Annotated in this window: 32 protein-coding genes and 2 pseudogenes; all 34 read right to left on the bottom strand. The window is 44.7% G+C overall.

Annotated features, from left to right (window positions below):
- Position 1 precedes the first annotated feature (1 nt).
- A pseudogene (rpsI, locus tag V7126_RS18450) lies at positions 2-67 on the bottom strand (30S ribosomal protein S9); the annotation flags it as partial.
- A gap of 122 nt (positions 68-189) precedes the next feature.
- A complete protein-coding gene (locus tag V7126_RS18445) occupies positions 190-1,071 on the bottom strand; it encodes an N-acetylmuramoyl-L-alanine amidase (RefSeq protein ID WP_216899712.1) in 882 nt (293 codons plus the stop codon).
- A gap of 46 nt (positions 1,072-1,117) precedes the next feature.
- Positions 1,118-1,528, bottom strand: a complete 411-nt coding sequence (locus V7126_RS18440) for a phage holin family protein (protein WP_216899710.1) — start codon at positions 1,526-1,528, stop codon at positions 1,118-1,120.
- A gap of 55 nt (positions 1,529-1,583) precedes the next feature.
- Positions 1,584-1,850 carry a hypothetical protein gene (locus tag V7126_RS18435; protein WP_216899708.1) on the bottom strand — a complete coding sequence of 89 codons (267 nt, stop codon included), beginning with the start codon at positions 1,848-1,850 and terminating at the stop codon, positions 1,584-1,586.
- Between the two features lie 13 nt (positions 1,851-1,863).
- The gene (locus V7126_RS18430; protein WP_216899706.1) at positions 1,864-2,034 is read right to left on the bottom strand and encodes an XkdX family protein; all 171 of its coding nucleotides are present in this window, start codon (positions 2,032-2,034) and stop codon (positions 1,864-1,866) included.
- A 14-nt stretch (positions 2,035-2,048) separates the two neighbouring features.
- Entirely contained in the window at positions 2,049-2,195 is a 147-nt protein-coding gene (locus V7126_RS18425) for a hypothetical protein (protein ID WP_161797077.1), read from the bottom strand.
- Positions 2,176-2,565, bottom strand: a complete 390-nt coding sequence (locus V7126_RS18420) for a hypothetical protein (protein WP_046131990.1) — start codon at positions 2,563-2,565, stop codon at positions 2,176-2,178. The genes V7126_RS18425 and V7126_RS18420 overlap by 20 nt, the downstream gene beginning before the upstream one ends.
- Positions 2,566-2,580: 15 nt before the next feature.
- Positions 2,581-5,985, bottom strand: coding sequence for a prophage endopeptidase tail family protein (locus V7126_RS18415; RefSeq protein WP_046131989.1), 3,405 nt, complete (start codon positions 5,983-5,985; stop codon positions 2,581-2,583).
- 12 nt (positions 5,986-5,997) lie between these two features.
- On the bottom strand, positions 5,998-6,762 hold the full coding sequence (locus V7126_RS18410) for a distal tail protein Dit (RefSeq protein ID WP_046131988.1): 765 nt from the start codon (positions 6,760-6,762) through the stop codon (positions 5,998-6,000).
- Positions 6,759-11,616 (bottom strand): annotated as a pseudogene (locus V7126_RS18405) (hypothetical protein). The gene V7126_RS18410 and the pseudogene V7126_RS18405 overlap by 4 nt, the downstream one beginning before the upstream one ends.
- 15 nt (positions 11,617-11,631) lie before the next feature.
- Positions 11,632-11,880: a hypothetical protein gene (locus tag V7126_RS18400; protein WP_231947375.1), complete on the bottom strand. Its 249-nt coding sequence runs from the start codon at positions 11,878-11,880 to the stop codon at positions 11,632-11,634.
- A gap of 95 nt (positions 11,881-11,975) precedes the next feature.
- Positions 11,976-12,488 carry a tail assembly chaperone gene (locus V7126_RS18395; RefSeq protein WP_046131985.1) on the bottom strand — a complete coding sequence of 171 codons (513 nt, stop codon included), beginning with the start codon at positions 12,486-12,488 and terminating at the stop codon, positions 11,976-11,978.
- 83 nt (positions 12,489-12,571) lie between these two features.
- A complete protein-coding gene (locus V7126_RS18390) occupies positions 12,572-12,898 on the bottom strand; it encodes a fibronectin type III domain-containing protein (RefSeq protein WP_082094145.1) in 327 nt (108 codons plus the stop codon).
- Positions 12,828-13,346 (bottom strand): phage major tail protein, TP901-1 family, encoded by a 519-nt coding sequence (locus V7126_RS18385; protein ID WP_052948546.1) that lies wholly within the window; start codon positions 13,344-13,346, stop codon positions 12,828-12,830. Before V7126_RS18385 ends, V7126_RS18390 begins: the two co-directional genes overlap by 71 nt.
- 13 nt (positions 13,347-13,359) lie before the next feature.
- Positions 13,360-13,758: a DUF3168 domain-containing protein gene (locus tag V7126_RS18380; protein WP_046131983.1), complete on the bottom strand. Its 399-nt coding sequence runs from the start codon at positions 13,756-13,758 to the stop codon at positions 13,360-13,362.
- Positions 13,759-13,773: 15 nt separating this feature from the next.
- Positions 13,774-14,193, bottom strand: a complete 420-nt coding sequence (locus V7126_RS18375; RefSeq protein WP_046131982.1) for an HK97-gp10 family putative phage morphogenesis protein — start codon at positions 14,191-14,193, stop codon at positions 13,774-13,776.
- A complete protein-coding gene (locus V7126_RS18370; RefSeq protein WP_046132133.1) occupies positions 14,180-14,530 on the bottom strand; it encodes a phage head closure protein in 351 nt (116 codons plus the stop codon). The genes V7126_RS18375 and V7126_RS18370 overlap by 14 nt, the downstream gene beginning before the upstream one ends.
- Positions 14,530-14,838 (bottom strand): phage head-tail connector protein, encoded by a 309-nt coding sequence (locus tag V7126_RS18365; protein WP_046131981.1) that lies wholly within the window; start codon positions 14,836-14,838, stop codon positions 14,530-14,532. The genes V7126_RS18370 and V7126_RS18365 overlap by 1 nt, the downstream gene beginning before the upstream one ends.
- Positions 14,839-14,850: 12 nt before the next feature.
- Positions 14,851-15,120, bottom strand: coding sequence for a hypothetical protein (locus V7126_RS18360; RefSeq protein WP_046131980.1), 270 nt, complete (start codon positions 15,118-15,120; stop codon positions 14,851-14,853).
- 1 nt (position 15,121) lies between these two features.
- Complete coding sequence (locus V7126_RS18355) at positions 15,122-15,460, bottom strand: hypothetical protein (RefSeq protein ID WP_046131979.1); 339 nt, start codon at positions 15,458-15,460, stop codon at positions 15,122-15,124.
- A 3-nt stretch (positions 15,461-15,463) separates the two neighbouring features.
- On the bottom strand, positions 15,464-16,384 hold the full coding sequence (locus V7126_RS18350) for a phage major capsid protein (RefSeq protein WP_046131978.1): 921 nt from the start codon (positions 16,382-16,384) through the stop codon (positions 15,464-15,466).
- Between the two features lie 15 nt (positions 16,385-16,399).
- Entirely contained in the window at positions 16,400-16,981 is a 582-nt protein-coding gene (locus V7126_RS18345; RefSeq protein WP_046131977.1) for a DUF4355 domain-containing protein, read from the bottom strand.
- A gap of 110 nt (positions 16,982-17,091) precedes the next feature.
- Positions 17,092-17,250 (bottom strand): hypothetical protein, encoded by a 159-nt coding sequence (locus tag V7126_RS18340; RefSeq protein WP_157759343.1) that lies wholly within the window; start codon positions 17,248-17,250, stop codon positions 17,092-17,094.
- Position 17,251: 1 nt separating this feature from the next.
- The gene (locus V7126_RS18335) at positions 17,252-17,377 is read right to left on the bottom strand and encodes a hypothetical protein (RefSeq protein WP_269082051.1); all 126 of its coding nucleotides are present in this window, start codon (positions 17,375-17,377) and stop codon (positions 17,252-17,254) included.
- 1 nt (position 17,378) lies between these two features.
- Positions 17,379-17,702, bottom strand: a complete 324-nt coding sequence (locus tag V7126_RS18330; protein WP_046131976.1) for a hypothetical protein — start codon at positions 17,700-17,702, stop codon at positions 17,379-17,381.
- Positions 17,695-17,850: a hypothetical protein gene (locus V7126_RS18325; RefSeq protein WP_164918166.1), complete on the bottom strand. Its 156-nt coding sequence runs from the start codon at positions 17,848-17,850 to the stop codon at positions 17,695-17,697. Before V7126_RS18325 ends, V7126_RS18330 begins: the two co-directional genes overlap by 8 nt.
- A gap of 1 nt (position 17,851) precedes the next feature.
- The gene (locus V7126_RS18320; protein WP_046131975.1) at positions 17,852-18,775 is read right to left on the bottom strand and encodes a phage minor head protein; all 924 of its coding nucleotides are present in this window, start codon (positions 18,773-18,775) and stop codon (positions 17,852-17,854) included.
- The gene (locus V7126_RS18315; RefSeq protein WP_335498154.1) at positions 18,762-20,156 is read right to left on the bottom strand and encodes a phage portal protein; all 1,395 of its coding nucleotides are present in this window, start codon (positions 20,154-20,156) and stop codon (positions 18,762-18,764) included. Before V7126_RS18315 ends, V7126_RS18320 begins: the two co-directional genes overlap by 14 nt.
- Positions 20,153-21,427, bottom strand: coding sequence for a PBSX family phage terminase large subunit (locus V7126_RS18310; RefSeq protein ID WP_335498153.1), 1,275 nt, complete (start codon positions 21,425-21,427; stop codon positions 20,153-20,155). The genes V7126_RS18315 and V7126_RS18310 overlap by 4 nt, the downstream gene beginning before the upstream one ends.
- Positions 21,427-22,242 carry a terminase small subunit gene (locus V7126_RS18305; protein ID WP_335498152.1) on the bottom strand — a complete coding sequence of 272 codons (816 nt, stop codon included), beginning with the start codon at positions 22,240-22,242 and terminating at the stop codon, positions 21,427-21,429. The genes V7126_RS18310 and V7126_RS18305 overlap by 1 nt, the downstream gene beginning before the upstream one ends.
- 192 nt (positions 22,243-22,434) lie before the next feature.
- Positions 22,435-22,665, bottom strand: coding sequence for a hypothetical protein (locus tag V7126_RS18300; RefSeq protein ID WP_145643940.1), 231 nt, complete (start codon positions 22,663-22,665; stop codon positions 22,435-22,437).
- An 817-nt stretch (positions 22,666-23,482) separates the two neighbouring features.
- On the bottom strand, positions 23,483-23,938 hold the full coding sequence (locus V7126_RS18295; RefSeq protein WP_216899431.1) for a sigma factor-like helix-turn-helix DNA-binding protein: 456 nt from the start codon (positions 23,936-23,938) through the stop codon (positions 23,483-23,485).
- A 2-nt stretch (positions 23,939-23,940) separates the two neighbouring features.
- Positions 23,941-24,141: a hypothetical protein gene (locus V7126_RS18290; RefSeq protein ID WP_216899386.1), complete on the bottom strand. Its 201-nt coding sequence runs from the start codon at positions 24,139-24,141 to the stop codon at positions 23,941-23,943.
- 12 nt (positions 24,142-24,153) lie between these two features.
- Positions 24,154-24,282 carry a hypothetical protein gene (locus V7126_RS18285; RefSeq protein WP_011197862.1) on the bottom strand — a complete coding sequence of 43 codons (129 nt, stop codon included), beginning with the start codon at positions 24,280-24,282 and terminating at the stop codon, positions 24,154-24,156.
- Between the last annotated feature and the right edge of the window lie 141 nt (positions 24,283-24,423).

Below are 24,423 nucleotides of genomic sequence, written 5' to 3'. Positions count from 1 at the left end.
ATTAACGTTTTGAGAACTGAGGTGCACGGCGTGCGCCTTTAAGTCCGTATTTTTTACGCTCTTTTATGTCCTTAAAATCCACCGAAATTCGTCATAATCTCATCCATCTTTATTTCTCGTTTCATTCGATGATAAAATCTCAGGCAATCAGAGAAGATACTATAAAGAAGGTCAAAAAGTGGTCAAAACTCAATTTAAGAGGTCATCAAGTTTTGCCCGTGTCTTCGGCCCGTAAATTCCATCAGCAGATAGCCCGTTCATCATCTGGAACCGTTTGACCGCGTTCGCTGTCTTTGGCCCGTAATATCCGTCGATGCCGTTATTCTTCGCTCCTTTGTCCGGATAGAAGTATAGGGCAGCGCATGCCTCTTGAATCTGCCGGACAGCCGTTCCTTTCATCAGTGGGCTTTTCACCTTATAGATGCCGGTCGGCAGCGTGTACTTTTTAGATGCAGGCTTTTTGCTCTCCTTTTTCGGTTGGGATTTCTTCGGGGCTGACGCTGCTGGTTTTTTGCTCGATCCGCCGGACAACCCGAGATATTTCGCGACGCCGCGCGCGTGTGCTTCCGCTACCGCTTTGACAAATCCGGTATCTTTGAGCCTGTCCGCATCCTCCCGGCGATCAATGAACAGGTTTTCAGTTAGGACAGCAGGCATATGGGTTTCGCGGACTACCGCAAGGTTAGCCTGTTTTAAACCTCTATCCACGATCTGGCCGTATACTTTCATAGTTGCAAGGATTTCAGTGTGCAGCGCCTGCTGTAAGTCGAGCGTGTCACCAGCAGTCCCAGGATAACGGAAAGTTTCGAACCCGGTGCCGCCGCCGGCATTAATATGGAAGGAAACGAATACATCGGCGCCCCATTTATTCGCCATATCTGCCCGCTCTGACAGTTCGTAAAAGACATCAGTCGAACGGGTTAGCTTAACCTCCACGCTATTATAATTAGACTCTAAATAAGATTTTGCATGCTTAACCATCTGCAACACTACATCTTTTTCTTTCAGGCCGTTTGCGGCTGCTCCGGAATCTTTACCGCCGTGCCCTGCATCAAACCATACTTTTTTCATTCTTAATCAATCCTTTCTTATTAGAAAAGGCTGCCGGGCGGCAACCTCATTCGGATTTATTCTGTTGTTTTAAAACCTCGATAGCCTTTGTGATAGGCTCAGGTACATAGACGCCTATTTTGCCCGCGTTTTCTGTAATAGAGATCAATTCATTGATGCAGTAGAAGACAATGGTTACAGTCATGACTAAAAAGCCCATTTCGATTTTATTTTCAATAAGAAGTAAATCGATCATATGGGCAACCGCGACCATTACAAAAATAAAGACTTTGCGAGCAATGCCAATCATACCGGTACGGCTTTTCACCTCTCCATTTATACCAGCTGCAAACAATCCGCTAAAATAATCAACAATCACCAATACCGATAAAATTGTCAAAAGAACGCTCCACCCTCCAAAAAGAAATCCGATTCCTCCGCCAGCAATGGCGATTAAGCTTTTATAGAATGTTTCCAATTTACTTCCTCCTTTTCAAAATAAAAAAGCCGCTGATTAGCCGCTTTAAATTTACTTATTTAGTTGCTGATGCGCCCTCTTGCTGTGTATCTTCCGCCTGCGAGTTGCCTATGCGTTCTTCCTTCAGCTCTTTTTTAAGCTGTTCGTTTTCCTGCTCGAGGTTCTGCCTTCTCTGCCTTTCGTACATGTATAGGCTTCGAGCCTCCGCCAATCTGTCATGCGTATGGTTCATTTCATCTTTGTAAGCCGCTGCCTTTAATGCCTGTCTTTCAAACTGAACTTTTAATTCCTCATGCTGCTTTTTCAATTCTTCAAATGTCATTTTGTTTTCCTCCTTATACTTCGTCCGGGAATGCTTTGCCCCGTGGATTTGCCATGATTTCCGTGCGCTCTTCATCAGTAATCAGACCATTTTCGACATGGATGTAAAGCTCTTTTGTGGTGATACTTCCATTCAGCCAACAGTAATAAAAATGCCCGTAGTAACGACTTTTACCTTCGAACACATCTACCGCCCCCATCACGATTTTGTCCCTTCGAGTCTCAGGATTAAGTCATTGGCAAGACGCTGAGTGTATACCAACTGCTCCCGCAACATCTCTTTTTCTGTTTTTTGGCCGACTTTCTCTTTTGCTTCGATGTTTTGCTCATTTGGTACTAATTTCATTGGTGGCCTCCCACTTGTGAAAATTGAATATTTCTCCGGTTCGGCTGCCGTCGGGGTCTACCGTTATACTTAAAAGTGTATGGATAAGCCGCTTGTCACCGCTGTATCCCGGATAATACCCGTCTGGATCTACGTATGACCGGTTCAAAATATATTTCATTTCGTTTGTTGAAACATCTAACTCGACAAAAAGATCATATGCGACTTTTAATTGATCATCGGGGATTAAATCGAATGAAACAGCTTCAAATGAATAAACATCGTCATTATGTTTAAGGACACAGGCGGTTATGTTTATGCCTGCTTCCGATTCTGTTATTTCCATGCCTTCAAAGTACCACGCGGCCGGAATGTCTCTTCTTTCGATCATTTTGATAACACCTCATTAAGATACTTCATAGAAAACTAATAATCTTATGGTCATACTTCGTCCTGCGACACCGGAGGTCACACCGGTTCCTCTCACATACATTTTGAATCCGCTTGATGATTGATTTTCGATACCGACTGTCACAGCGTTGGAATACGCTCCATATGCTTGAGCGAAAACTGCAAAACAGTTTTCAATTTTGTTGTTTTCACCGTCTCCGGGAAATGTATAGTTTATGCTGTTATATGCGGTAGCGCCCCCATTTGATGGTAAAAAAACCGAAGTTTCAAACACATAAGCTCCGAGATTGCACTGCAATCCTCCGTATGTGTCTGTAAGGCTTCTTGAAAGACTTCCAAAAACGGCCGGATAAGGAGTCCATGTGTTATTGCCTCCTATCATCTTCGTTTTATCTGGCAAAATTAAATTAGGAGTATCAATATAAACCTGTTTGCCGGCTTTCAAACGCATCCCGCCGGATGCTACGACATCGAAATTTACAGGTTTGAATCGGAACCATGATTTATCGCCGCTAATAAGGGCCGATTTAACACCGTTTGGATCAAACGTGTCGTACGGTGTACTTCCTAATTCATCATATAAATTACGATCGCCTGTTGTAATAGCCATGATTTCGGTGACGTCGTCATTTGAAAAAATATCTTGAGTCATTCTAAACCGCGAGACTTTTTCAAAATCTCCGAAAAATCTATCTGGATTGTTTTGGATTTTGTCTTCTGAATAAATTTCTATTTGTGGTACACCGCTAGTTTGGTCTTCAGAAGGGGTTCCTCGTATCGAGAATTTCCCGTTACCGATTTGGATTGTGCTGTAAACCTCATTCAGATCACTTCCTGAACTATAATATTCGCCTGTTTCTTGTTCAAACATCCCGGCCGTGATTGTTAGCTTGTTATATTTCTTATCGGAGTCCCTTGTCCATTGATAAAAGGTTCCGTCCTGTATCCATGATTCGAAATCCTTGCTTTGTCCGGCAGCCTCGAACCGGGCACCGCGAATCAATGAACCTTCAATCGTAATCCCCTTGATTGTCCCGGCGTTGATCTTGTCGGCCGACAAGTTGGCGATTTTTGCGTTTGTGATGGCCCCGTCCTCGATCTGAGCCGTTCCAATGATCGCCGTTTCCAGATGCGCCCTTTTGATGGCTGCGTTTTGGATAGCCGCCGAACCTACGGCCGCTTCTGCAATCTTGGCCGACGTGATGGCCGCATCCGCGATTTTCGCCGATACAATGGCAGCATCCTGAACGTATTGGCTTGTGATTACGCCGTCCGTTAACTGCGTATCGTAAGGACTGAAACCGAACTCTTTCCGGACGTCCCCCCGCCGAATTTGGAGCTTTCTTAAAACAAATTCCGCAGAATCTCCATTATTTACAGTTCTGCCGCCGATGCCGAGCCGTCCATCGCTGAAAGTAGCCGGCGCCGTAAATACAACATCAAAACGGACAAATTCATCCGTTGGATAGCTTGAAATATCAGAAAGGTTGTTCGAAATATCGTATGATGCGCCGCTTTCTGTCAGTAATCGAATATAGGAAAAGTTTTTTGTCGTCAACCTCTTCAATTCGAATGAAAGAGTATATACTTGGTCTTTTGTAAGTGCTAATGTCGGACGTCCCCTCGTCGTAATCCCAAAATAAGAGTATGATGTCGAGTTCTTCGTCACAGTAACTTCATTGAATCCGTTTACTGCATAGTTAACGGACCGTTTTGCATTTACAGTATAAATATCAGGCGCGTTAAGGATAGAACCCGGCAGAATATTTGCGTCCTCAAAATCTCGTGAAATCTTGTCAGCTTTGACGGCTAAATCTGCTAATAAGTCGGCCGTGATCGATCCGAAAAGGATGTCATCAGTTAGAATCCTCCGTGTAACCCCTGTAAACTCTGGGGTGAATTCGCTCGGCGTTTTGTGTGTATTGATCGCTCGCAACCGGTAATACCAGACCTGGTCAACGCCGGGCGAATGTTCGCACTTGCTTCCTTTCCCCCAAAATATCCGGTTTTCAGGTAACGGTGTAAAGCCCTTAACCGGGGACGCGTAAACCTCATAGGCTGCGATATATGAGCTCGGGTTATAATCCCACGAAATTGAAACGCCTTGGAATAATGACTCGATTTTCACATTTGAAGGAACAGGGGGGACGGTGTCAGGGAAGCTTCCGTCTGTCACTTCGCCGCCGCTATCCCATTTCCCACGGTTTCGGTCTATTGTGTCTTGTATCTTTTGGATCCGATCATCCTTTTGAAGAACCGATAAAAATTGACCGATTTCTACCACGCAAGTGTTGTCTGGATCAGTGATGTCATATTCCATCGATATGATCCGCTGTTTTGTCTCTATGGGAATAGCGAAATTTCGATCTATGGCAGTAGTCGTATCCCCTAATTCAACATGTTCATGCTCATATCCGGGCACATTTTGAAGCAGTTGGACTGATAGTTCATAATTGACTTCAATCTTCGACGCTTCGGTTATCAAGTGGTTATATGTCGCTTTTAAAAGCTCTTTTGGATCAGTTATATCCTCGTTGCTGAATTGTCCTTCTCTGTGGATTCTTTCGCCGTTTTTGAGACGGCCAAATCGCTTTAAAAGATCCGGATCACCAACCCATTCCTGACCTAAAGGCTTGTCGACGGGATCACCTTCTGACTTTTTCCACTCTACCTCGGAGAAGTCAATAAAACGTGTGTAGCCGCCTGTCTCTTCGCCGTTCTCGTCGGTTGAAGGTATAGAAGCCCCATACCCCCATAAAGCCGTCAGAGGGTAGCTGATGACTGTACGGCTGATCTTTTCGGTATCCTTATCTATTTCAAAGCGTTTCCCGCTGTCTTTTCCGCGACGGGAAAGAATTTTCAAAACCCGCCGGGTGATCTTATTGCCTTCAAACTCAATATAGTCCTGAAGCTCACCGCCCCAGAGGTTTAAAACCTCGGAAATACATTCAAGGGCTGATTTCTTATAAAACGTGGTTGAGTTTGTCCCCAGCGCTGCTGTGACCTCCGCCTCCCACCTTGAACGGGAAAGCACACGATCCAAAACATATTGTGCTGTTTTTTCCGTTGGCCGGAAGTCTTTCACAAAGGTTTCAGCCAGTTCCATCATTGCAGCTTCACACGTTACAAGCGTGTTAATCTCTGCGTTTTCGTCTGCATCGTCCAGCTCTTTGATCACAAAAAGCTTGAGAAGGCCATCCTTATCCTTAAAAATAACTTGATTTTCTTCAACCAAATAACGAGCATCAGGATGCGAGGCGTCGGCCACAAAAGAAAAAGAAGAGCCTTTATTCAGCTCTTCTTTGTATTTCGCATCCCAAAACTTGCATGCCTCTTGTCCGTCGCTGGACAGTACCGTGAGGACTTCCTCATCAGGTGACAGAATATACATGTCAGCCATAAACGGACCTCCTTACAAAAAAGCAACATCAAACTTGATGCTGCTCTTGTGACTAAATTTCAATTTTATCGGCCTTTGAGGTGGTATGTTGAACCAGTCTGACTGTACTTGCAGTGCGGCCATGATTAAATTTCCGTTGCACGTCACTTTCCTTTTGGCCGAATCAATAACGAGAGTATCGCCAGCGATAAAGTTGTAGACTACTTTAATTGTTTTATAAATAGATTCATCATCATTTAAAAAAGACACTTCATAAGAAGTGCCTGCCTCCGTAAAAACACATTCAATTTTCGGCTCAATATCTGCATAACCCGGGTTAGTGAATGATTGTATACCCGGATCAAATACATATTGTTTTGGTTCTCCGTATTTTTTAGGATCAGGACAAATGAATGTCAGTGTAGCCGACTGAATGCCTCCCTGCTCTTCGTTCTCCGAAATACTTTCAAAGACGGCGTAATAGGTTCTATCTGGCTCATCATGAAATACAAGGGGCTTCGGTTCGTCTGTGTGTAAAATGTATGTCAATTCCTCTTGCTTCTTTTTCAATTCTTCTTCGCTGCTGAAGGCGAAAAGCACTTCAATAGTTATGACCCTTACAGGGACTCGGACTCCACGGAGGAAGCCGCCGGGACGATTTCCGATGGTGGCTGTGTTGACCTCTCGCCCCATTACGCCCCGGCCGCTAGTCGATTTCACATAAAAGAAGGGTGAAATATCGACCCCATCAAATGTAATTTTCCACTGGTTAGGAAGTAAATCCTGATAGTTGATCAATTAAATCTCACCCTCCTTGCGTTTGATCTTCTTTGCGCGTCAGTTACGGGCTTTTCTACTCCCTGTCCGACTTTTTTGCTGTCCATCTCGATTACTATTGTTCTATCTGGTAATTCGAGGTTTTTGATTTCGGAGCTCAATTCGTTTGAAACAGTACCAATATCACCACTTGAAATGGATGTGTCGTATGCGAGATTCAGGTCCTCTTGCTGAATATTTATTGCATCGCTGACGACATTCATCGCTTTTTGAACTGCACCAATACCGCTCTGAATTCCAACAGCGATACCGGCCGGCACCATCATTCCGACTTGGTCCCTCATTACCCTTGATGGAGAATGGATTTTCAGCTTTTTCTTGATTGTTTTTTCAATTGTGGCCGCAATGGCTTTCGCTTCTTTCTCGAGTTCCCCGGACATGTTTTTCATCCCAGAGATAATTCCCGCCATTGTGTTTGAACCGATAACCTTGCCGCTCTTTTTAAGCGAACCCAACTGCTTGACATTAACCGAAAGCTCGCCGATTTTGCGGAGATAGTCGTTTTTCAACAAATCTAATTCCTTGTTGGCAGCAGATCGCAACTCTCGTATTTTCTTTGCCGTTTCCTCTTTAAGCCCTGACAATTCTTCCGCCGCCTGCGAGCTTGCAAGAGCGTGTTTTTCTTTCCAGAGGCTTATATAGTTGTTTAGCTCAGAACTGGACATGCGGGAAATCGCATTGATCTGGTCAGCAGATCCCACGCCCATTTGTCTTAATTCATCTACAAACTCCTTCGGCGCTCTGCTTGCAAGGCTTGTAATGTCAGAATTAAAGGATTTGATTTTGTCCAGTTGCTTTTTAAGGTTGTCGGTTAGTTTTGTACCGGAAACCTTCTCGCTTGAAACATCGTCAAATAGACCGATCGCACTGTATATTGCATTTGCTCGGTCTTGCAATTCTTTCTTATAGGCATCGTTGGCCGCCTTGATGTCTGCGGTTAACTTGTCATTGATGCTCTTGAATTTGGAAAGGTACGCGTTATTCGCTGACAAAATGCCTTTGTTGATCTTGTCGGCAGCCTTTTTCTCGGCTTCCTTCTGCTTTTTGACTTTGTCGGCCATTGCCTTTTGTGCTTGATAGATTTCCCGCTGGACTTTGATTTGTTGATCTGATGTCAGCTTGTTCTTTTTCTTGATTTTTTCCAGTGTTTTGATATAGGTATTGCCGCTGATTTTACCTGTATCATATTTGGCTTCTGCTCGCTTAATCTGATCGGAAACCTTCTTCGTGTAAGCAAGTTTCGCCTTCGCTTCCTTGCGCTGCCGTTCTTTCCAAAGCTTTTTTTGTTTATCTGAGGCGCTTTTCGTAGCTTGGTAGATTTCTCTTTGAATCTTTCGATTTTGTTCGGCCGTCAGCTTATACTGTCGCTGAATTTTCTTCAGAGTCTTAATATAAGCATCGGCACCCATTTTTTTGGTATCGAATTTAACCTCAGCATTCTTGATTTTGTTACTTACTTTAATCTCTGCCGCTTTTTGTGCTGCTTTCGCTGCTCGGGCAGCAGAGGCTTTCACTTTTGACTGCGACTTATCGATACCTGCAGCCATACCTGTGCCAATGTGATAACCGACTTGATCACGCATGACCCGGGATGGAGAGTGAATGCCCAGAAGCTTTTTGATTGTTTTTGGAATTGAGTTTGTCAGATTCGAGAATGTTCTCGTCACAGCGCCCCACATGCCAGTGACACCATTTATTAGACCCTGCATAATGTCCCGACCGACTGAACCGAGGTTTATACCTTTAAAGAAAGACATAACGCCGTTCCAGATACTTTTAATTCGGTCTTTCGTTGCATTCATGATGCCTGAAGCAGCGCCTTTTAAAGCATTAAAACTATTCTTCCCGGTTGACGTCATGCCTTTCCAGATCCCTGTTACGCCCGATTTTACAGCGTTCCAGCCGCTGGAAAATAAACTCTTTTGCCCGTTTAGCCAACCAGAGAAAAAGGATTTCAAGCCACCCCAAACACTTTTACCGACAGATACAATACCCTTCCAAACAGATGAAACGGCAGTCTTTATAGCATTCCAAGCAGTTTTAAATACATTTTTCCAGAAATTTAACAGCGTTGAGAAAAAGCTTTTCAGCCCGTTCCACACGCTTTTTCCTGTCGAAACTATACCTTTCCATACAGAAGAAAGAACCGTTTTGATTCCATTCCAGACCGTTGAAAAAATCTTCTTCTGAGCATTTAGCCAACCCGAAAAGAAGGATTTCAAACCGTTCCAGATCGATTTTCCAGTATTCACAATTCCGTTCCAAATTGACGAAGCAAAGCCTTTAATTGCATTCCAGACGGTCGTGAAAACTGTTTTGTATAGGTTGAACTGAGCTTTGAAGAAAGACGACAGGCCGCCCCAAATCGATTTTGCAGTCGATACAATCCCATTCCAAACGGTAGAGAAAAAGGACGTGATAGCATTCCATGTTGCTGTCGCGGCCGCCTTTATTCCTTCCCATGCTCCTTTTAGCCATTCAGAAATCACACCCCAAATTTGAAGGGTGAACTGTTTCACTTTGTCCCAGTTTGCAATGATAAGCGCAACTAACCCAACGACCGCCGTCGTGATCCAGCCAACAGGACCCATCGCCATAACCCAAGCCGCGGCCATTCTTGCAGCCTGAGCCAATGCTTGAGCCGCTAATACAACAAGCTGCTTCCCAAACAAGATCATTTGTTGGATGCCATTCATCAAAAAAGAAGTGAATGAACTGATCTTTGCCGCCGTCCAGGCCGCTGCCATCTGTGCAGCTTGCGTTAACGATTGAGCTGCCATGACAGTCATTTGAGTGATCCAAAGAGCCATTTGTCTAATGCCGGTTTGGAGCATGGTGATAAATGAAGAGATTTTCATAATGGTCCAAGCTGTGGCTGTACGTGTTGCTTGGGCGATTGATTGCGCCGCCATTAGTGCCATGTTTTTGATCCATAGCCCCATCTGGATAATGCCGTTTTTTAACGACGTTATCAGCGCTGAAATCTTCATTGCAGTCCAAGAGGCGGCCATTTTCACAGCATTTGCAGTAGACGACGCTGCCGCCGCCNNCCTCTATGGTTGCTCCTTTTAATTGAGTGATAAGCCCAGCTAACTTTATGCCTGCCGCAGTATTTCTGAAGTTTATCAGATAACTTGCTGCAACCTTGAAATCTTTCAATCCATTTGTCACAGCACTAACGGCGACCATTGCAGGAACAATAGCTCTTAACGCCCCCACTAATGAAATAGCAACCGCAATAAACTGTCCTATCGCTGGATTTGCTTGCATTGCCGCATTTGTAAACTTTAAAAACCCGTTTACAGTTTGCAGAATGGTTTGGCCTAAAGGAGCCATACCAACAAGCAGGTTGATAATAGTTTTTGATATTTCTCCCAATGTGCTCCATACTGTAGGTCCATTGGTTCTAATATAGTCAATGAATGCTTGGAATTCCTTTGTTTTGGTGACGCTTCCCGCCCACTCATTGAATCGTTTTGTCATTTCGACAAGGGATGTCATCATGTCCTGAGACATCGGCGCAAAGCCAGCGAAAAGCTTCGTCAAGCCTCCTGATAAGTTTCTGATAATCTGCAATAATTTAGGGCCGTTCGTTTTCGTATACTCCACAAATGATTGGAATTTCTTTGACGAACCTAAATTTGCTGACCATTTCACCCATGAAGCAGTCGCTTTTTCCATGCTTGCAGCCATATCATTACCCAGTGGACCAAAAGCCACGATTAAATTCATCACAGTACGCAGGACATTGCCGGCAATTTTGCCGAATGTAACAAAGGCTTGACCCGCGTTTTTATTCATGAAATCTATGAAACGCCTCATATCCGCATCTTTAAATGCGGCATTCATACTTTTCGCTAATTCAAGGCCGCCATTTGCCACGCTTTTAAACATGGGTCTTAAACTATTTAGAACGCCTTTGAACGTCGTCAGCGAGCTCGTGAAGGTCTTTAATATAGGCTTCTGAACAGAATTTGATATTTCCGTCCAGTTGGCCTTGAAATCTTCCAAAGTCGCAAGCGCCTTCTTCTCTTCTTTTCCTAAAGACTGCTGTATGACTTTGATCTTCTCCATAATTTTTGCGCGTTCTTTTGCGTCAGTTGTTTCGTCTAACTTCTGTTGAAGCTTATTTAAGTCATCTGAGGCCTTAAAAACACCTTTAAGAGAAGATACTGCCACAGCGCCAAAGGCAACCGCGCCGGTTCCTGCGGTCGAAAATGCGCTCGCAAGCCCCATAACCCCGCCTGACGCCGCGCCGAGCATCGGCCCCAGTGATCCAATAGCGCCAGTAATACTGGCAAGCGCCGGAGAAATCGCAGGCAATATGGATGTAAAAGCACCTGCGAGTGAATGGCTTATGACAGTTGAAACGGAGTTAGTGATTTTGGCCAGGCGATTCATGTTATTTTCAAAACGGTCAATTCTCGCTTCGATTTTGATCCATACTCTCTTAGGCAAAGATCTGGTTTCTGCTTGTGCACCAGCAACTGCCCGGGTTAAATCCGAAGTATCTCCGTTAATATTGGTGGTTACCCGGTTGGGCAATGATCCAAGCTCAGTCCTTGCCGTTGTAATGGCTCTATTTAAATTGTCAGAGTCAGCGTCTAAATCTACTCGGGTTCGTTCATGCCGATGGATAAAACGATCAATCTGCTGTTCCGCTTCCCTGACTCTTGCTTGAAAGCTTGCAATCTCTGCTTCAATCTCAACAGTTTGGTGGTCAGTCATACGGCGCATCATATCATTGACACGTTCCATGCTCCTGTTGAATTTTCTCGTCTCAGCCTCAATGATTGCAGTCAGCCTTTCGATCATACCCTCACCCCTTTTCTACAATTGTTTTCCAAAATGAGCGCGAATGGCATCGTTAAAACGCTGAACAGCTTTGGCTTTAGAACCCAGCTCATTAACGTTTGATGATCGCCAGTTGTTTGCGTCACCTGTGATGTCTCGCTCAAGCTCACGCTTTGCTTTTCTCGCATCAAACATTTTTGATTCTTTTGGGCGTTTTTCATTGAGCGCATAACGGTGAAACATTGCATTTCTCGCCATGCGCTCCCATTGATCGATTTCTTTCAATTTCGCCCCTTTTATGAGCAACTTGTATTCTTTGGGTGTCCAAGACATGATTAAGTCGATGTCATGGACATTTAGCCAACGAGCTGCATTGACAATTACTTGGTCGTAGTCGATCCCGTTTTCTCGTTGTATGCTTCTTTCATCATTTCGAGCATCTCCTTGTTGGCTTCGTCCTCTTCCAGACGTTTCGCTTCCATTTCTGGCGTCTCGTTCGGACTCACTTTCTTCGGTTGCGCCATCTTCTCGATCATCTTCCAGTGCTGACGGATCTTTCCTTTGAAAAAACCCGCGGAATCCAACGTCTTGAATGCTTCTTTGATCAATTCATCTGCTGCATTACCTGTTTCATCTTCATTGATAATCTTGGCGAGCGCTTCCTCGATTTGTTCAACAGAAGGCTTTCCTTTTTTGAGGTAAGCAAGTGCACAATCCCAAAATGCAGATAAGTAAGCCGCGTCATCATTTAATAGGCTTAGATAGATTGATAATGTTCCTCCAGACTTGTCACCGTTCTTGTCTTCTTTTGCATATTTTTCGTTTGCTGTTCTGTCAAAAGCAAAGTCACAACGTGCAGCATAATCTTTTCCGTCAATTGTTAAGTAAGCCATGTATAAAACCTCCAGATTGTTTTTAAATTCAAAAGAGCCCGGCTATTGCCCGGGCTCTCATGATCTTATTTTCAAAGTGAATATTAGGCCTCTACCGGTTTCGTCCTTGTTTCAATTTCAGTCATAGGCGATTCGCCGGCAGAATTAACAGCAGATACGTTAACAGTCAGTTTAGTATCTGGCGCAATTCCCGTAAGCGTGCATTTTGGTTCTGTCACTTCTTTGTAGAACACTTTTTCAGATCCCCTGTACACTTTGTATGAAGTCGCCCCATCTACCGCCGTCCAATCCACGGTCACGCTGTCAGTCGTAGCCGTGAACGATAGATTTTGGGGCGCATTAGGGTGTAGTTTTGCCTTCTTCCCCAAACTGCATGAATTTTTTTGCGCCCGCAGAAGATCTGATCTCATCAAGGAGACTTTGAGGTAATGGAGCTAATTCACCCTTGAACGTTTTTCCCAGAACAGGAAGAGTCGTTGAAACCTCAATAAAGCCGTCCTGCGGCGCGCTTTTCTCCAAGCTCTCAATAATCGCATGCCCATATTCAGATGTATGCTTTTGATTTTCATTCAAGTTTAGATTTACCTTCCAGACCTGAATTGCTTCCTCGTTATCATAAGCCTTTTCGATCGCGTCCTGTCCGGGGTCGGTAACGGCTGCATAATATGTCAGCTCAATGTTTTCCGATTTCGGACCATAGCCAACGATCCGGCCGGATTTTGTCGTCTCGTCGACTGTATCCTGCTCTTTCGTGTGGTTACCTTCCGTTTGGAAAGCGATGAAAAGCCCTTCTGTTCCAGTGGCATTCATCGGTTGGACAAAGTAAACCTCATCTTTACCATTCAATAAATCTGGCATATTTTTCATCCTTTCAGTTGTTTATTGTGTAGCGCATTCTGAGAATGCCGTGCTTTGTGTAGCCGTCTATGTCGGTGATCACCTGCATTCCGCTCATCTCAGAACGGCATAAAGAAAAGCCCTCTATTTCTAGGGGCTCTTTCGTTAATGCTTGCAGCATCAAATCAAGGATTTGCATAGCTTCTTTTTTGCCGTTGTAGTCGCTCCAGCAGTGTAAAACGACATTGATAATCTCGCCTTTTGACGTTTTTGTCTCAAACGGCGAAACGTCATCGTCGCCAGTTGTTACATATGGCTTTTTCTGATCTTTCGAGACTGCATCAAGCACACCAGTGACGCGTGCATTCAGCTCTTTATCAGTTGAAAGCCTTTTGAATATAGCTGTCTGCAACGGCCACATGGCTGACCGCATAATAACAGCCCCTTTCTATCGCATTTGACTTACAAAATAGCGCATACCTTCGTCAACTGCCGGGTTCCAGAATGGCTGCGCGCGCATCCCCCGGGTGAAAACCCACTGATTGAGCTTGGTATCGTAATACACCCACGGTGTTTTTCTGCCGTTCCCGTCTTCAGCATAGATGCCGGTTCCGTATTCGACATAAATCGCGTAACTCGCTCCGACAGATATTACCGCTGTCAGGCCGCCGTCTTTATAGTCGATCTCGATAGAGTTTTTCAGGTTACCGCCGTCTATCATAGCTGTCGGGGCGTTTAAAACAGCATGACTATAAATCAGCTCGGCTGTATCAGTAACAATCTGCTTAACGTCATCGATAACACGGTTTCTGAACTCATCTGTAGCCCTTCGCATCTGCCTAACCCATCTGCCGCTAACCTTCGCCATTGTCTTCAAGCACCCCCGAAACCTCGCATTTGAGGTTCATGATCTCGTGCATGCCGCCCTGATCGATCGGCGCCGACTTGAAAATGAGTATTTTATTTTCATAGATGATCCTCATTGTTTTATCAATATCGGTGCGATATGGGTAATACACATTGCAGTCAACAGGATTCTGCAACTGCTGCGCTTGGTAAAATTCCCGAGAGCTCACCCCGCAAACGAAACCGTTGATTGTGATGAAATCAACATACTTTTCCTCGTATCCACCCCCACCATCCGGCACTTTCTCAAGCTTCTGAACAGTGAACGTGTGTGGGAATTCATCATATTCGTAAATCATCATTTAACCCTCAAAATCCTATAGGGTTTCAAGTGACGCATAACGGTTTCCGGCAGCTCCGTCTGGAAAGAGTAAGACACATCACCCATGCTGCGACCACTTAAATTCGAGGGCGACATATTAAACTCGATCGCTTTTGCGACAAACAGCTTCACGCCCCCCGGCAGCTTTTCCTCGCCATTAACAAGAAACTTGTTGTTGCAGTAATCCCTCGCGAATTCAATAAAAAGGGGAATAACCTCTTTCAAATAAGCGTCATGCCTATCTGTGGTTATCCCCAACATGGTTTTGATAGTCTGGACATCCATAAAGAGGACCTCCTATTCTTCGCCTAAAACGACTTTGATCAGGTCTTCTTTTTTGGCGCTTGAATCAAATTCAAACCCCTGTTGCTCTAAAAAGGCTATAATGTCGCTTTTGTTGACTTTGTTCAGCTGTTCTTTGGTCATATCGAATAAATCAACAGGCACAGCCGCCTCCTGAACAGCTTCTCCGGTATCTTCGACCCTTTTAAAGCCAAAAGGCGCATAGACCACTCTATACGCCTTCTCTGTCACATCTATCGTTTTAGATCCGTTTGTGATCTTCAAATTAAGAACCTCCCGAGCCTTCCAGCGCTTTAAGACGGTTTTCAATGTCCATGAATTTGGCCGTTACATCATCACCCATTTTGTCCAATGTGACCGCCTTGGCTTGAATGTGATTATTCTGCACACTGCCGTTTCCGATGTTACGACTATTTACAGACCCATCACCGATATTTCGGTTCCTGACCTGCCCTTCCCCGATCATTTCAGACGTGATACTGTCGGGACCCGGCGCTGATCCGGGCAGACCAGATACTTTTGCGCCTGATTTGATTTCCAGTTCGCCACCGATAACCCACTTATCGCCGCCGCTTGTCTTGTAGTTTTTCGATGTGAAACTCATCTATTACGCCCCCGCTTCTGCTTCTGGTGTAAGAGCCGCAAATGCTTCGTCAGAGAGTGTCATAAATCCGACTTGCTGAGTCACGCGGAGAGCAAACATGTCACGTTCAAACAAGTTGATAGGTTTACCGTCTTCATCAACAACCGTTGTTAATGTTGCATCTTGAGAAATATGGTATTCCATTCCTTGAGGTATTCCATAACGGGTATAATCCCAATCGGCTGCCAGTAGATGTGCTTTTGTATAATCCCAAGACTTAGAATCAACAAATCCGATTGGCAGACCTAAAGCCTCAGCAGGCGCCCCATTTTTCGGGTCGTTGAAAATAGGATTGCCATTACCATCCTTAGCGCCACGCAATTTTGATTTAAAACGCCGTGTTGTGGTAAATCCGTTGACGTCTTTGTCGGCTTCCTCAGTAAGTGCCATCACTGCGTTTAACTCATCGTAAAGGTTGCCTAGAGAATTCAAAACAACGGTGTTTCCTGCTGCTTGTGCTTTTTCGAATACAGAAGTACCTTTTCCGAAAGGCGATTCAATGCCAAAAAGTGCCGCTTGGTCGAATTTAATAGCGAACGCTTCCGCGATTGCTGGCCGCATTTGAGTAAAAAAGTCTTTAACGGTGTAATTCAAAAACTCTTTTGTTACTGGGACAATGACCCCAAGCTTTTTTGAGGTCATTTTAGCTTCTAACCATGTAGCTTTGGACGTCTTGATTCTTTCACCTTCACCAACCCAGTAAGCTCCGGGACCAGACGCAAGGTAAGTGAATGTCTTCTCGGTTTTAGTCATTTCCTCATATTTTGCTAGTTTTGTGACAGCTGATTGTGTCATAAAGTCTTTTAAAACTAATGTTCCTTGATCAGATGGTACTTTCCCTTTGACTGCATCCTGCATCAATACGTTATTTGGATCAAAACTCATCTTCTGTTATCCCCCTTATTTTCTGATACTTGCTTCCGCAGCAAGCGAACCAATATCTAAATTTCCACCTTGACCAGAACCACCGCCGCCCGGCTCCACGGTCCGGCCGTTCTCTTTGAATTTGTTTTCGACTGCTTGTTGAACAGCAGCATGGTATCTTTCTTCAAGAGTGCTAAGGTTGCTCTTCGTCGTTTCTTCGTCATCCCCAAGGAAATAAGCGACAAGATCAGTCGGCAATCCCTTTTCAGATGCGTAAGAAATCGCCGTATTCATAAGCTTTTCGCGCTTAGCTTCTTTCTGCTGCTTCTCGAGCTCTTGCTCAAGCTTCCGAATGCGCTTTTGTTCCTCGGTTTCTTCTGGGTACAGCTCTTTTACTTTGGCATTCACAAGTTCATCGAGATTGTTTGCTTTCCATGTTTCAAGGCTTTTTGTGAAGTGTTGATCCAATTTAGGCCGGATCAGTTTTTGCCCCTCATCTGTTTCCAGAAAACCTTTCACCTTGTCGGCTGACACGGCCGAAAGTTCTTCCAGATATGCCTTTACGTCTGTATTTTCTTTATTGTCATTGAGAAATTGTTTGACTTCTTCTAAATTCACTTTGATTTCCTCCTTTGCCCTCTACAGTGCGCGCCTGTTATGAGTGCATAAAAAATAAGCCTTTTAACGTCATGCTCAGGACAAAATAAAAAGCCGCTACGTGGCGACTGTTACTTTTCGTGTATAAAAAGCGATCGTTTCAACTCTCGATAAATTTCGTCATATCCTTCGTTGTCTCCAAACCTAGCAGCGACATCCTGCATTTCTATTAATCGCTTAATTCGTTTGTTTTCTTCGTCATCCAAATATAAAACATCTTTCACCGACATGTTATTTGTCCCCCTCCCCGAATAGCTCGTTTTCAGTTTCGCTCTCAATTCTTTCGAGCAAGTTCACGAGTTTCCCCATTGCGTCTACAGCTTTTTCGCGCCAGTTGATTCCGTTGTCATCACCCATGTTATTCGCCCTCTTCCGTATGATCTTCATCTGTAGTGTCTTCTGTCATTTCTTCAGGCGATTCTGCCGCTACCTTGTCAGCTTCGATCTTCGCTTCGAGTGCTGCTAAAAATTCGGCGTCAACGTCAATTTCATCAACGACAAATGTTACTGTAGCTTCGTTAAACTCTCCGACTCTCATAGAAAGCTTTAAATCAGTTAAATGCGTCGGTTCGTGGCCGTCTATTAAAACATCATAGTCCGAGAATACAAGCCCTACATTTTCCGGTCTCTCTTCTTTCCTTTTCCGCGCTTCTTCCGTCAATTTGATCTCTAATTTAGCCATTTAAGAACACCCTTTCATATTCGGATTCACTCACAACGAAAATGCCCGCTAATGACCCGTCGACCGTAACAGCAACATGAACCATCCCGTTATGCTCGCAAATGACTTCTGAACACAATTCAACCGTCAAAAAATCGTATTTTCCCATGTCATTTCCCTTTCTTCTCAATGGATTTGTACCACTCTTCATACGTTTGATATGGGATAGTCTCGCCTGCCCCCGCACCGTCTTTTCTTGCTCGTCTCGTATCTGGCAAAACGCCATTTACTTTGAACGCGATTGTGCAACGACAGTTTATATCATCCTTGGGGTTGTGCATTTGTCCGGGCGCCGGCCCGACACCGCCGTAAATCGATTTGAACAATCCGGTCGGTTTAACCGTCTTCCCGTCGAGTTTCCTGTGCCCGGCTCTTGTCTTCAGGTCAAGTGTGGCATTCCACATTTTTTCGAGTTTGCTCTTTTTTGAGGCCTTCTCAGCGCTTTTGAGCCTTCCCAAGACTTGTACCCTATGAACCTCCGTTCTCGCCACGTCACGAGCCTTTCTGCGGGCAAATTCGGTGTTTTTCTCAATGCGTTTCGCTATCTTCGAATAATCCTCGCCCGCCTGTATACCGTGTGCAATAGAGATTTGTATTTGACGGACGTAATCATCCCGATGCCGCTTGTATATTGCGGAAAGCGTCAATTCTGCTATCGGGTTAAGAATGGCCTGCCGGATCACCTCGGTTGTCGGTATACTGAAGCCCAGGTTAACTGCGGCTTCCATTTCATAGAGGTAAGCAGAGCGCATATAGTTCTCAAGGAATTGTTTTGCGGCTAACGCTTCGACAATCGTCAGGATTGTTTTGAATGCCTTTGAGGATTCCTCTGTCATACGCTCCATTTCTTTCTTAAGCCGGTTGTATTTATTTAAATCAGCCATAGTCAGTTGCCCGTTTGTGCTGTATTTCGCATATAAAAGGGCAATCTGCTGATTGATTTCTTTAAGGCGCTCAGCGAAAACGACATCAATCTTTTTCGCGTCCTCGGTGATCATGTCATCAAGGTACTTGTCAATATCATTCTGGTTCATCTTCGTCACCGCCATCGTCCTGATCTGTGTCGATGTCAGTCAACGGCGGCATGCTGTTTCTGTATTCCTCTTCCTCTTCTTTCATTTTCTCGAGCTCGTATTGAACGTCATCCACAAATGACAGTAAAGAAAGCCGTGTTTCTTCGCTGACAAGTCCTTTCAGGCTTGCTGTGATTTGAGCCTCTTCGAGGATATTCACCGGCAGGTTGCGTTTGAATCCGAACCATACTTTTAGATAGTCATCTTCGCTGGCCTTGCCCTTCGTTCCCCATGCAGAAAAAAGGATTTTAAACTGATACCGAAGGGCTGCTGTCATTTTACGTTCCATCGTGATGCACTTATTTTCAAGCGCCATCAGTTTGTACTTCATAGCGACACCCGAGACATTGCCGCCGAATGATTCGTCTGTAAAATTGACGGACTTAGCAAAACGAAGGATATTTTCTTCCAGCCGGTTTAAATGGTTCTCGATTATGGCGTCGTTGATGTCCTTCGTGAGATAGCTGACATCGTCACTCTCTTCCAACAGCTGTAGAATCCCGGTTTCTTTCAGCTTTTCCATGGTTTCGTCGTCTACGCCTAAACCTTTCAGAACGAGATATGCTAAACGGTACTGCTCGATCTCGTTGCTGGCGTCAGATAACGTGCGGTCATAAGCATCAATAAGAGACAATACCTTCTCGGCATCGCCTTTTAACTCCTTATTGTTAGCTAACCCAAACAGTGGGCAACCTTTAAACATATGGGGCTGCTTGTGGTCTTCTTTAAACACTGCACTGTCCTTCGTGCTGTAAAAATGAATCGTTGTGTCATCGTAAAACTCCGCTTTTTGCTGTCCGTCACATGTCTCGTAATATCGCAAAGCATATTCGGGTTCATGGATATTTCCGTCAGTGAGAAAAACCACTTCCCAAGGATCGATGTTTTTGATCCTTTCTTCCCCTTCCTTATCCACGTAAGCAAGACGGGCGCCGTATCCGCAAATAGAGGCCATTTTCCCCCACTCGCTGTCCTCGTCAGGAACGTGGTTTCTCAAATTAAAGTCCTCGATCAGCCGCTTTAAAGAATCCTTTTTATCATCAACCTCATATGCGATTGGATGGCCGAATAGATAGCCGACCTTGGTATCGACAATATCGGAATCAAAAGAGTTATTCAGTTTGTTGTTTACTTTATGGTCAATCCGCTTAATGCGCCCGGTTTCAAAATCTTCATAGTCGATCGCTTTCCGTTGAAGAATCGGCACGCCGTCCGGCTCTGCCTTGTATCGATCGTATAATTTTTTCATCCGGTCATGGTCCTGTTTATGCTCTTGGATAATCTGAGAAATTAAGTCCCCTGATATGCCGCTTTTTCTGATTTGATCTAAGAATTTTATCAATCTCTAAACCTCCTTGTTACCCCATGCCCTTTAAGGTTTGATACCTCATAATCATCCAAGCCGTACCAAATGGCCGAGAATGTATGAGGATCGATGTTGAATTCGTCCTCGATGATGTTCCCGTCTTTGTCGACTGCGAAAGTAAGGTCCTTCAGCTCCCTAATGACATCGGGGCATTGATCGGAGCAAATAATTTTCTTGAATCGTTTTACTTTCTTGGTGTATTGCAACCGCGAGCCTTGAAACTTCTTTGCGGCCTTCATGAGAAAGCCTTGCTGCCGAAAGAATCGAATTGTTTTAGGCTCCGCGCTGTCCGCCTTGATCAAAACGCGTTTAAGGTCTTTCAAGTCTTCTGCCGTTTTGTCGTCGGTCGTGTCGTTTTTGTAATACTGCCAGTAGATGTACAAAATCTTTTCTTTATGGTCGATCGCCATACGTACCAAGGCGTTATACGAATCCACGAAACCGAAGTCCATGCCATTTTTTAAAATCGGCCTGTCGATAGCCCTAATTGCTTTCATAACCTCTTCATGCCCCATCACTTCGAACTGTGGCAGGACAAGCTTTCCGTTAACGCCAAAACGACCTTTTCGGGCAATGCGGTAAAGGTCTGGATCGTGGGTTTTCAGATCTTCCAGCTGCTCGATGTAGCTTTCGGGCAAAAATAAATTATCATCGGCTGTGGAGTGATGATAATAGGTGTTGTTTTTTATGATGGTTTTCTTTTTGTAAAGCTCTTCGTCGTCCAAGACAAAGAACTGATTTACTTCATCTTTGAAAAAGTGTTTATACGACCAGTTCCCTTTGCTGACAGGGTTCGTGGACAGAATCATGTGTAATTTTAAAGTCGGATGCCGCAAGCGCCCCAGCAGCTCTTTAAACCCGTCATATTTGACTTCTGAGCACTCTTCAACCCATACAATTGATACATTATTGATCGATTTTAGTTTTGCCGGCTTGTCCATCCCTTTAAAAATGATCTTGCTGCCGTTCGGAAATCGTATTTGCATCGGTGAGCTTACGCACCGGATTTTATGGTCAAGCCCTAAGTCTGTGATGATCTCTTCAAGCAGAGAAAAGGTTGAATCCCTGTGTGTGTCATAAACTTCTCTGACGACTAAGGCTGTCCGCTTTTCTTGCAGCAGTTTCAGAATCAGTTTGAGAGCAACATGATAGCTTTTTGATGATCCGTAGCCACCGACAAGAAAATAAAACTTCTGCGACCAATCAAAAAGAAAGTCCCTGAAACGGGGGTTCACTTCTTTTTCCATCATCGCTCACCTTTATCCTTGATGATAATTTCAAATGTTGAGTCGTTTTCGTCGTCGTTCAGTCGCTCGATTTCGGCTTTTGTCTTATCGATGCGCCCTTTCGTTAGTTCGGTTTCGGCTTTCATTTTCTCGAGCTGTAGCTTTTTGCGGTCGTTTTCTGAAAGTAGATCAGTGTATTTCGCCAAGAACTCAAGGGCTTTCATCTTATCGGCCAGTTTAACGGAAACACCGTCTTTACCGTTTTTCACTTCTGTAATAATTGTGCCGTCTACTTCTGCCGACTCTTTGAAATCAACATAATTGACTTCTTTCGTAATAGGGTTTCCTTCCTCGTCTTCCGTCGGTATTTCCCTTTTCCCGAACGTTGCAAAGTCCGTTATATCAGCGAATGCAATATCGATGTACTTTTGCAAGACTGCTTGAGCATCCAAGAAAACACCCTGCTGTTGCTCCGCCTTCAATCTTTCAATTTCTTTTTTTACGTAAGGCTTCGCAAGGGTTTTATGGCCTTCCGTCTTCGCTGATAGATAGCTGCAACCATAAGCCTTCTGATATGCCTTTGTCGCATTGAAATACTTAATATAATAAAGACAGAACATCTTCTGCTTTTCAGTTAAATCGTCAGATTCGATAATAGGCTGAGGGGTTGCAACCTCTTTAACTCTGGTTGCATCCTTTTTCGTCGGTCCACGCGCCCAACCTTCCCGGCTCTTCCTGCTCTTCAAAGTACCGATTTTAACATTATGCTTTTCGGCCAGTGCCTTCAATGTCAGATCAGTTGTTTCATATTCCTTTTTGATTTTCTCCCAATCCATTTACATGACACCGCCTCCCTCACTTGTTTTTCACGCACCGCCCAAAAGGACAGACGTATTTATTCCCGGCCCATGTCCCCCATACGCATCCATGACACTTGTGAGTTTTTCGGGCCGATTCTCTCGCTTTCTCGCGTTCTTCTTCTCGTTTGTCCTGTAAGTATTGTCGTAGAATCATAATCATTACCGCCTTTATGGTCTCGGGACAAATTCATCCTCGTCTATAGCTTCCTGAATGGCGCTTTTCCCGATCTCAGCCATTCCAATGGCATCAACCGGCGATAATGCGTCATATATTGTCCGAACTGTTCCATCTCTCATCTTGAAAGTCGCCGCATATCCGTCGATCTCTCCGAAATTTTCCTCGATCCATCTGATCAGTCCGTTGTTAGGCCCCGGATACACTCTTGTAACCTTTCCCATAGTTTCCGCCCCTCCCATATTCGCTCTGAGCCGCGCCCGTACTGGCAGACAGTTGCCGCCCTCTTCCAGACGCGTGTCACAACAAACATAAAAAGCGACCTGCATCGCGCAAGCCGCTTTCCCATAACTATTGCCGCCCGTGATAAGGCTGTGACGGGTTCACCCTACAAAGTAGTTAGTAGCAAAGGCCTTATCGGCAATATGTCCGTCCGGGCTAACCCCGAACCCTAAAACCCGATGACGCCGTACGTACTTCGGGATTCTCCTTCTGCACATGGCAGATGAGCTCATAATAGCGAATTCATAGCGAATTGCGGACCTTGATCCGACCTATACTCATATCCGCTCGCGACACCCTAGCCATGCGCCGCCACCCCTGCATGAAACACCTTATGCGCTTCAAGAATACTTTTCTACGCATGGTAGATAGTCTGTGGACACCCTAACCCACATCTTCAAGTGCCCTGCTCCGCCCCACAATTATTACCTATCCCACCGACCCAATGGCCTCTAAAGTGGTTCCATTTGGCTATTCAATAGCCGGGCGTAAGTTCCCTTTTGATATGCGGGCAAGGATTTGCACCTTGCATGATCGGCATTTCACCACAACGGGCAGCAGCTTACCTGACTTCCCCTTTAACGGTTCCCATGGGTTTTAAAACCTCGCCGAGTCGTATCCGATCTTATGCCTAAGCGTCTACCTATTCCGCCACCGCATAAAAAAAGCGCCCCCGCTCATTAGCAGTGACGCTCTTTCTCACTTTATTTTGTGAAGTGGTAAAACTGGGGAACCTGCCTCCCCGTCCTGCCTTCCATTTTACACGACGGATTTTTCCGGATTCAACAACTGCACAATGCGGCAATTTTGGCACAACTGGTTGATGATCTCGTCTTTCATTCGCCGTACGGTTTCCCGAGATATTCCAAGATGGAGACCGATGGCTCGATAGCTCATTCCTTCCGTCATGCAATCATAAATCACTTTGTGCTGCTCCCCTTCGATCTTTCTTGCTGCCGCCTCAATCGCGTATACGCGTTCCTCGAAGTATTCTAGACGCTTGTAGAGACGTTCCTCTCTCATGTCCATATCCCTCAGCTCGGCCTGACTCTTCCCGGGGCTTCCCTTTGGCATGGCTGCCTCCAAACCGTATTGAGCAACACCCCAGCTCCGCATAGGGATGTCGGAACCGTAAAGCACCCTTTGCAATCTCTGAACCTCTTTTGCCATCCAGTGATAACTACTGATCAGTTTTTCAATCTCTTTTTTATACATGATCAATTCCCACCCTTTCTATTTTGGCTAAAGAGCTTTCGGTAAATCGCTTTTGATATGATCGGTACAAATGTAATAAGGAAATAGATCCACATCACTTCATGAATGGTTCTGACGTTAATCTTTAATACAAATACCAAAAACCAAAATGCCACCAAGGAAATCGTTAAATTAATACACCAGATTGTTTCTTGCTTGTTCATTCATACGCCCCCTTATCGTTGTCTGAATGCCCCGCCTTTGGCTCTTTTATAGATAGGCCTGTTTGTATCCATCAGGTTCCTTAAATCCCGTTCAGTGAGCTTTTCCTGCTTTTTCCGCGTGTTCTTTTTGGTCTTTTTCATGTTTTCAGCCTCCTTTTGACACCCTAGTGATCGCGGGGTGTGACTGAAAAGTTGCGAAAATAAAAAACGGACACCAAACAAACAGCGTAAAAGCTGTAAGTTCAGTGTCCGCAGGCTTTCCATCTAGGACGATTATTTTGT

The organism is Bacillus sp. JJ675, assembly GCF_036963165.1.
Classification (GTDB): Bacteria; Bacillota; Bacilli; order Bacillales; family Bacillaceae; genus Bacillus; species Bacillus glycinifermentans.
This window is presented reverse-complemented; position numbering and strand designations above follow the sequence as displayed.

What these genes read in the sequence shown, in the direction of transcription:
- V7126_RS18425 (WP_161797077.1), bottom strand. Translation starts at nt 2,195, where the DNA reads ATGAAATTAGTACCAAATGAGCAAAACATCGAAGCAAAAGAGAAAGTC.
- V7126_RS18305 (WP_335498152.1), bottom strand. Translation starts at nt 22,242, where the DNA reads ATGGATTGGGAGAAAATCAAAAAGGAATATGAAACAACTGATCTGACA.
- V7126_RS18435 (WP_216899708.1), bottom strand. Translation starts at nt 1,850, where the DNA reads ATGACATTTGAAGAATTGAAAAAGCAGCATGAGGAATTAAAAGTTCAG.
- V7126_RS18365 (WP_046131981.1), bottom strand. Translation starts at nt 14,838, where the DNA reads ATGGATGTCCAGACTATCAAAACCATGTTGGGGATAACCACAGATAGG.
- V7126_RS18415 (WP_046131989.1), bottom strand. Translation starts at nt 5,985, where the DNA reads ATGGCTGACATGTATATTCTGTCACCTGATGAGGAAGTCCTCACGGTA.
- V7126_RS18350 (WP_046131978.1), bottom strand. Translation starts at nt 16,384, where the DNA reads ATGAGTTTTGATCCAAATAACGTATTGATGCAGGATGCAGTCAAAGGG.
- V7126_RS18375 (WP_046131982.1), bottom strand. Translation starts at nt 14,193, where the DNA reads ATGGCGAAGGTTAGCGGCAGATGGGTTAGGCAGATGCGAAGGGCTACA.
- V7126_RS18325 (WP_164918166.1), bottom strand. Translation starts at nt 17,850, where the DNA reads ATGGGAAAATACGATTTTTTGACGGTTGAATTGTGTTCAGAAGTCATT.
- V7126_RS18310 (WP_335498153.1), bottom strand. Translation starts at nt 21,427, where the DNA reads ATGGAAAAAGAAGTGAACCCCCGTTTCAGGGACTTTCTTTTTGATTGG.
- V7126_RS18300 (WP_145643940.1), bottom strand. Translation starts at nt 22,665, where the DNA reads ATGGGAAAGGTTACAAGAGTGTATCCGGGGCCTAACAACGGACTGATC.
- V7126_RS18355 (WP_046131979.1), bottom strand. Translation starts at nt 15,460, where the DNA reads ATGAGTTTCACATCGAAAAACTACAAGACAAGCGGCGGCGATAAGTGG.
- V7126_RS18295 (WP_216899431.1), bottom strand. Translation starts at nt 23,938, where the DNA reads ATGTATAAAAAAGAGATTGAAAAACTGATCAGTAGTTATCACTGGATG.
- V7126_RS18340 (WP_157759343.1), bottom strand. Translation starts at nt 17,250, where the DNA reads ATGTCGGTGAAAGATGTTTTATATTTGGATGACGAAGAAAACAAACGA.
- V7126_RS18445 (WP_216899712.1), bottom strand. Translation starts at nt 1,071, where the DNA reads ATGAAAAAAGTATGGTTTGATGCAGGGCACGGCGGTAAAGATTCCGGA.
- V7126_RS18385 (WP_052948546.1), bottom strand. Translation starts at nt 13,346, where the DNA reads ATGCCAGATTTATTGAATGGTAAAGATGAGGTTTACTTTGTCCAACCG.
- V7126_RS18395 (WP_046131985.1), bottom strand. Translation starts at nt 12,488, where the DNA reads ATGGCTTACTTAACAATTGACGGAAAAGATTATGCTGCACGTTGTGAC.
- V7126_RS18335 (WP_269082051.1), bottom strand. Translation starts at nt 17,377, where the DNA reads ATGGGTGATGACAACGGAATCAACTGGCGCGAAAAAGCTGTAGACGCA.
- V7126_RS18380 (WP_046131983.1), bottom strand. Translation starts at nt 13,758, where the DNA reads ATGCGGTCAGCCATGTGGCCGTTGCAGACAGCTATATTCAAAAGGCTT.
- V7126_RS18390 (WP_082094145.1), bottom strand. Translation starts at nt 12,898, where the DNA reads ATGAGATCAGATCTTCTGCGGGCGCAAAAAAATTCATGCAGTTTGGGG.
- V7126_RS18320 (WP_046131975.1), bottom strand. Translation starts at nt 18,775, where the DNA reads ATGAACCAGAATGATATTGACAAGTACCTTGATGACATGATCACCGAG.
- V7126_RS18420 (WP_046131990.1), bottom strand. Translation starts at nt 2,565, where the DNA reads ATGATCGAAAGAAGAGACATTCCGGCCGCGTGGTACTTTGAAGGCATG.
- V7126_RS18330 (WP_046131976.1), bottom strand. Translation starts at nt 17,702, where the DNA reads ATGGCTAAATTAGAGATCAAATTGACGGAAGAAGCGCGGAAAAGGAAA.
- V7126_RS18290 (WP_216899386.1), bottom strand. Translation starts at nt 24,141, where the DNA reads ATGAACAAGCAAGAAACAATCTGGTGTATTAATTTAACGATTTCCTTG.
- V7126_RS18370 (WP_046132133.1), bottom strand. Translation starts at nt 14,530, where the DNA reads ATGATTTACGAATATGATGAATTCCCACACACGTTCACTGTTCAGAAG.
- V7126_RS18285 (WP_011197862.1), bottom strand. Translation starts at nt 24,282, where the DNA reads ATGAAAAAGACCAAAAAGAACACGCGGAAAAAGCAGGAAAAGCTCACT.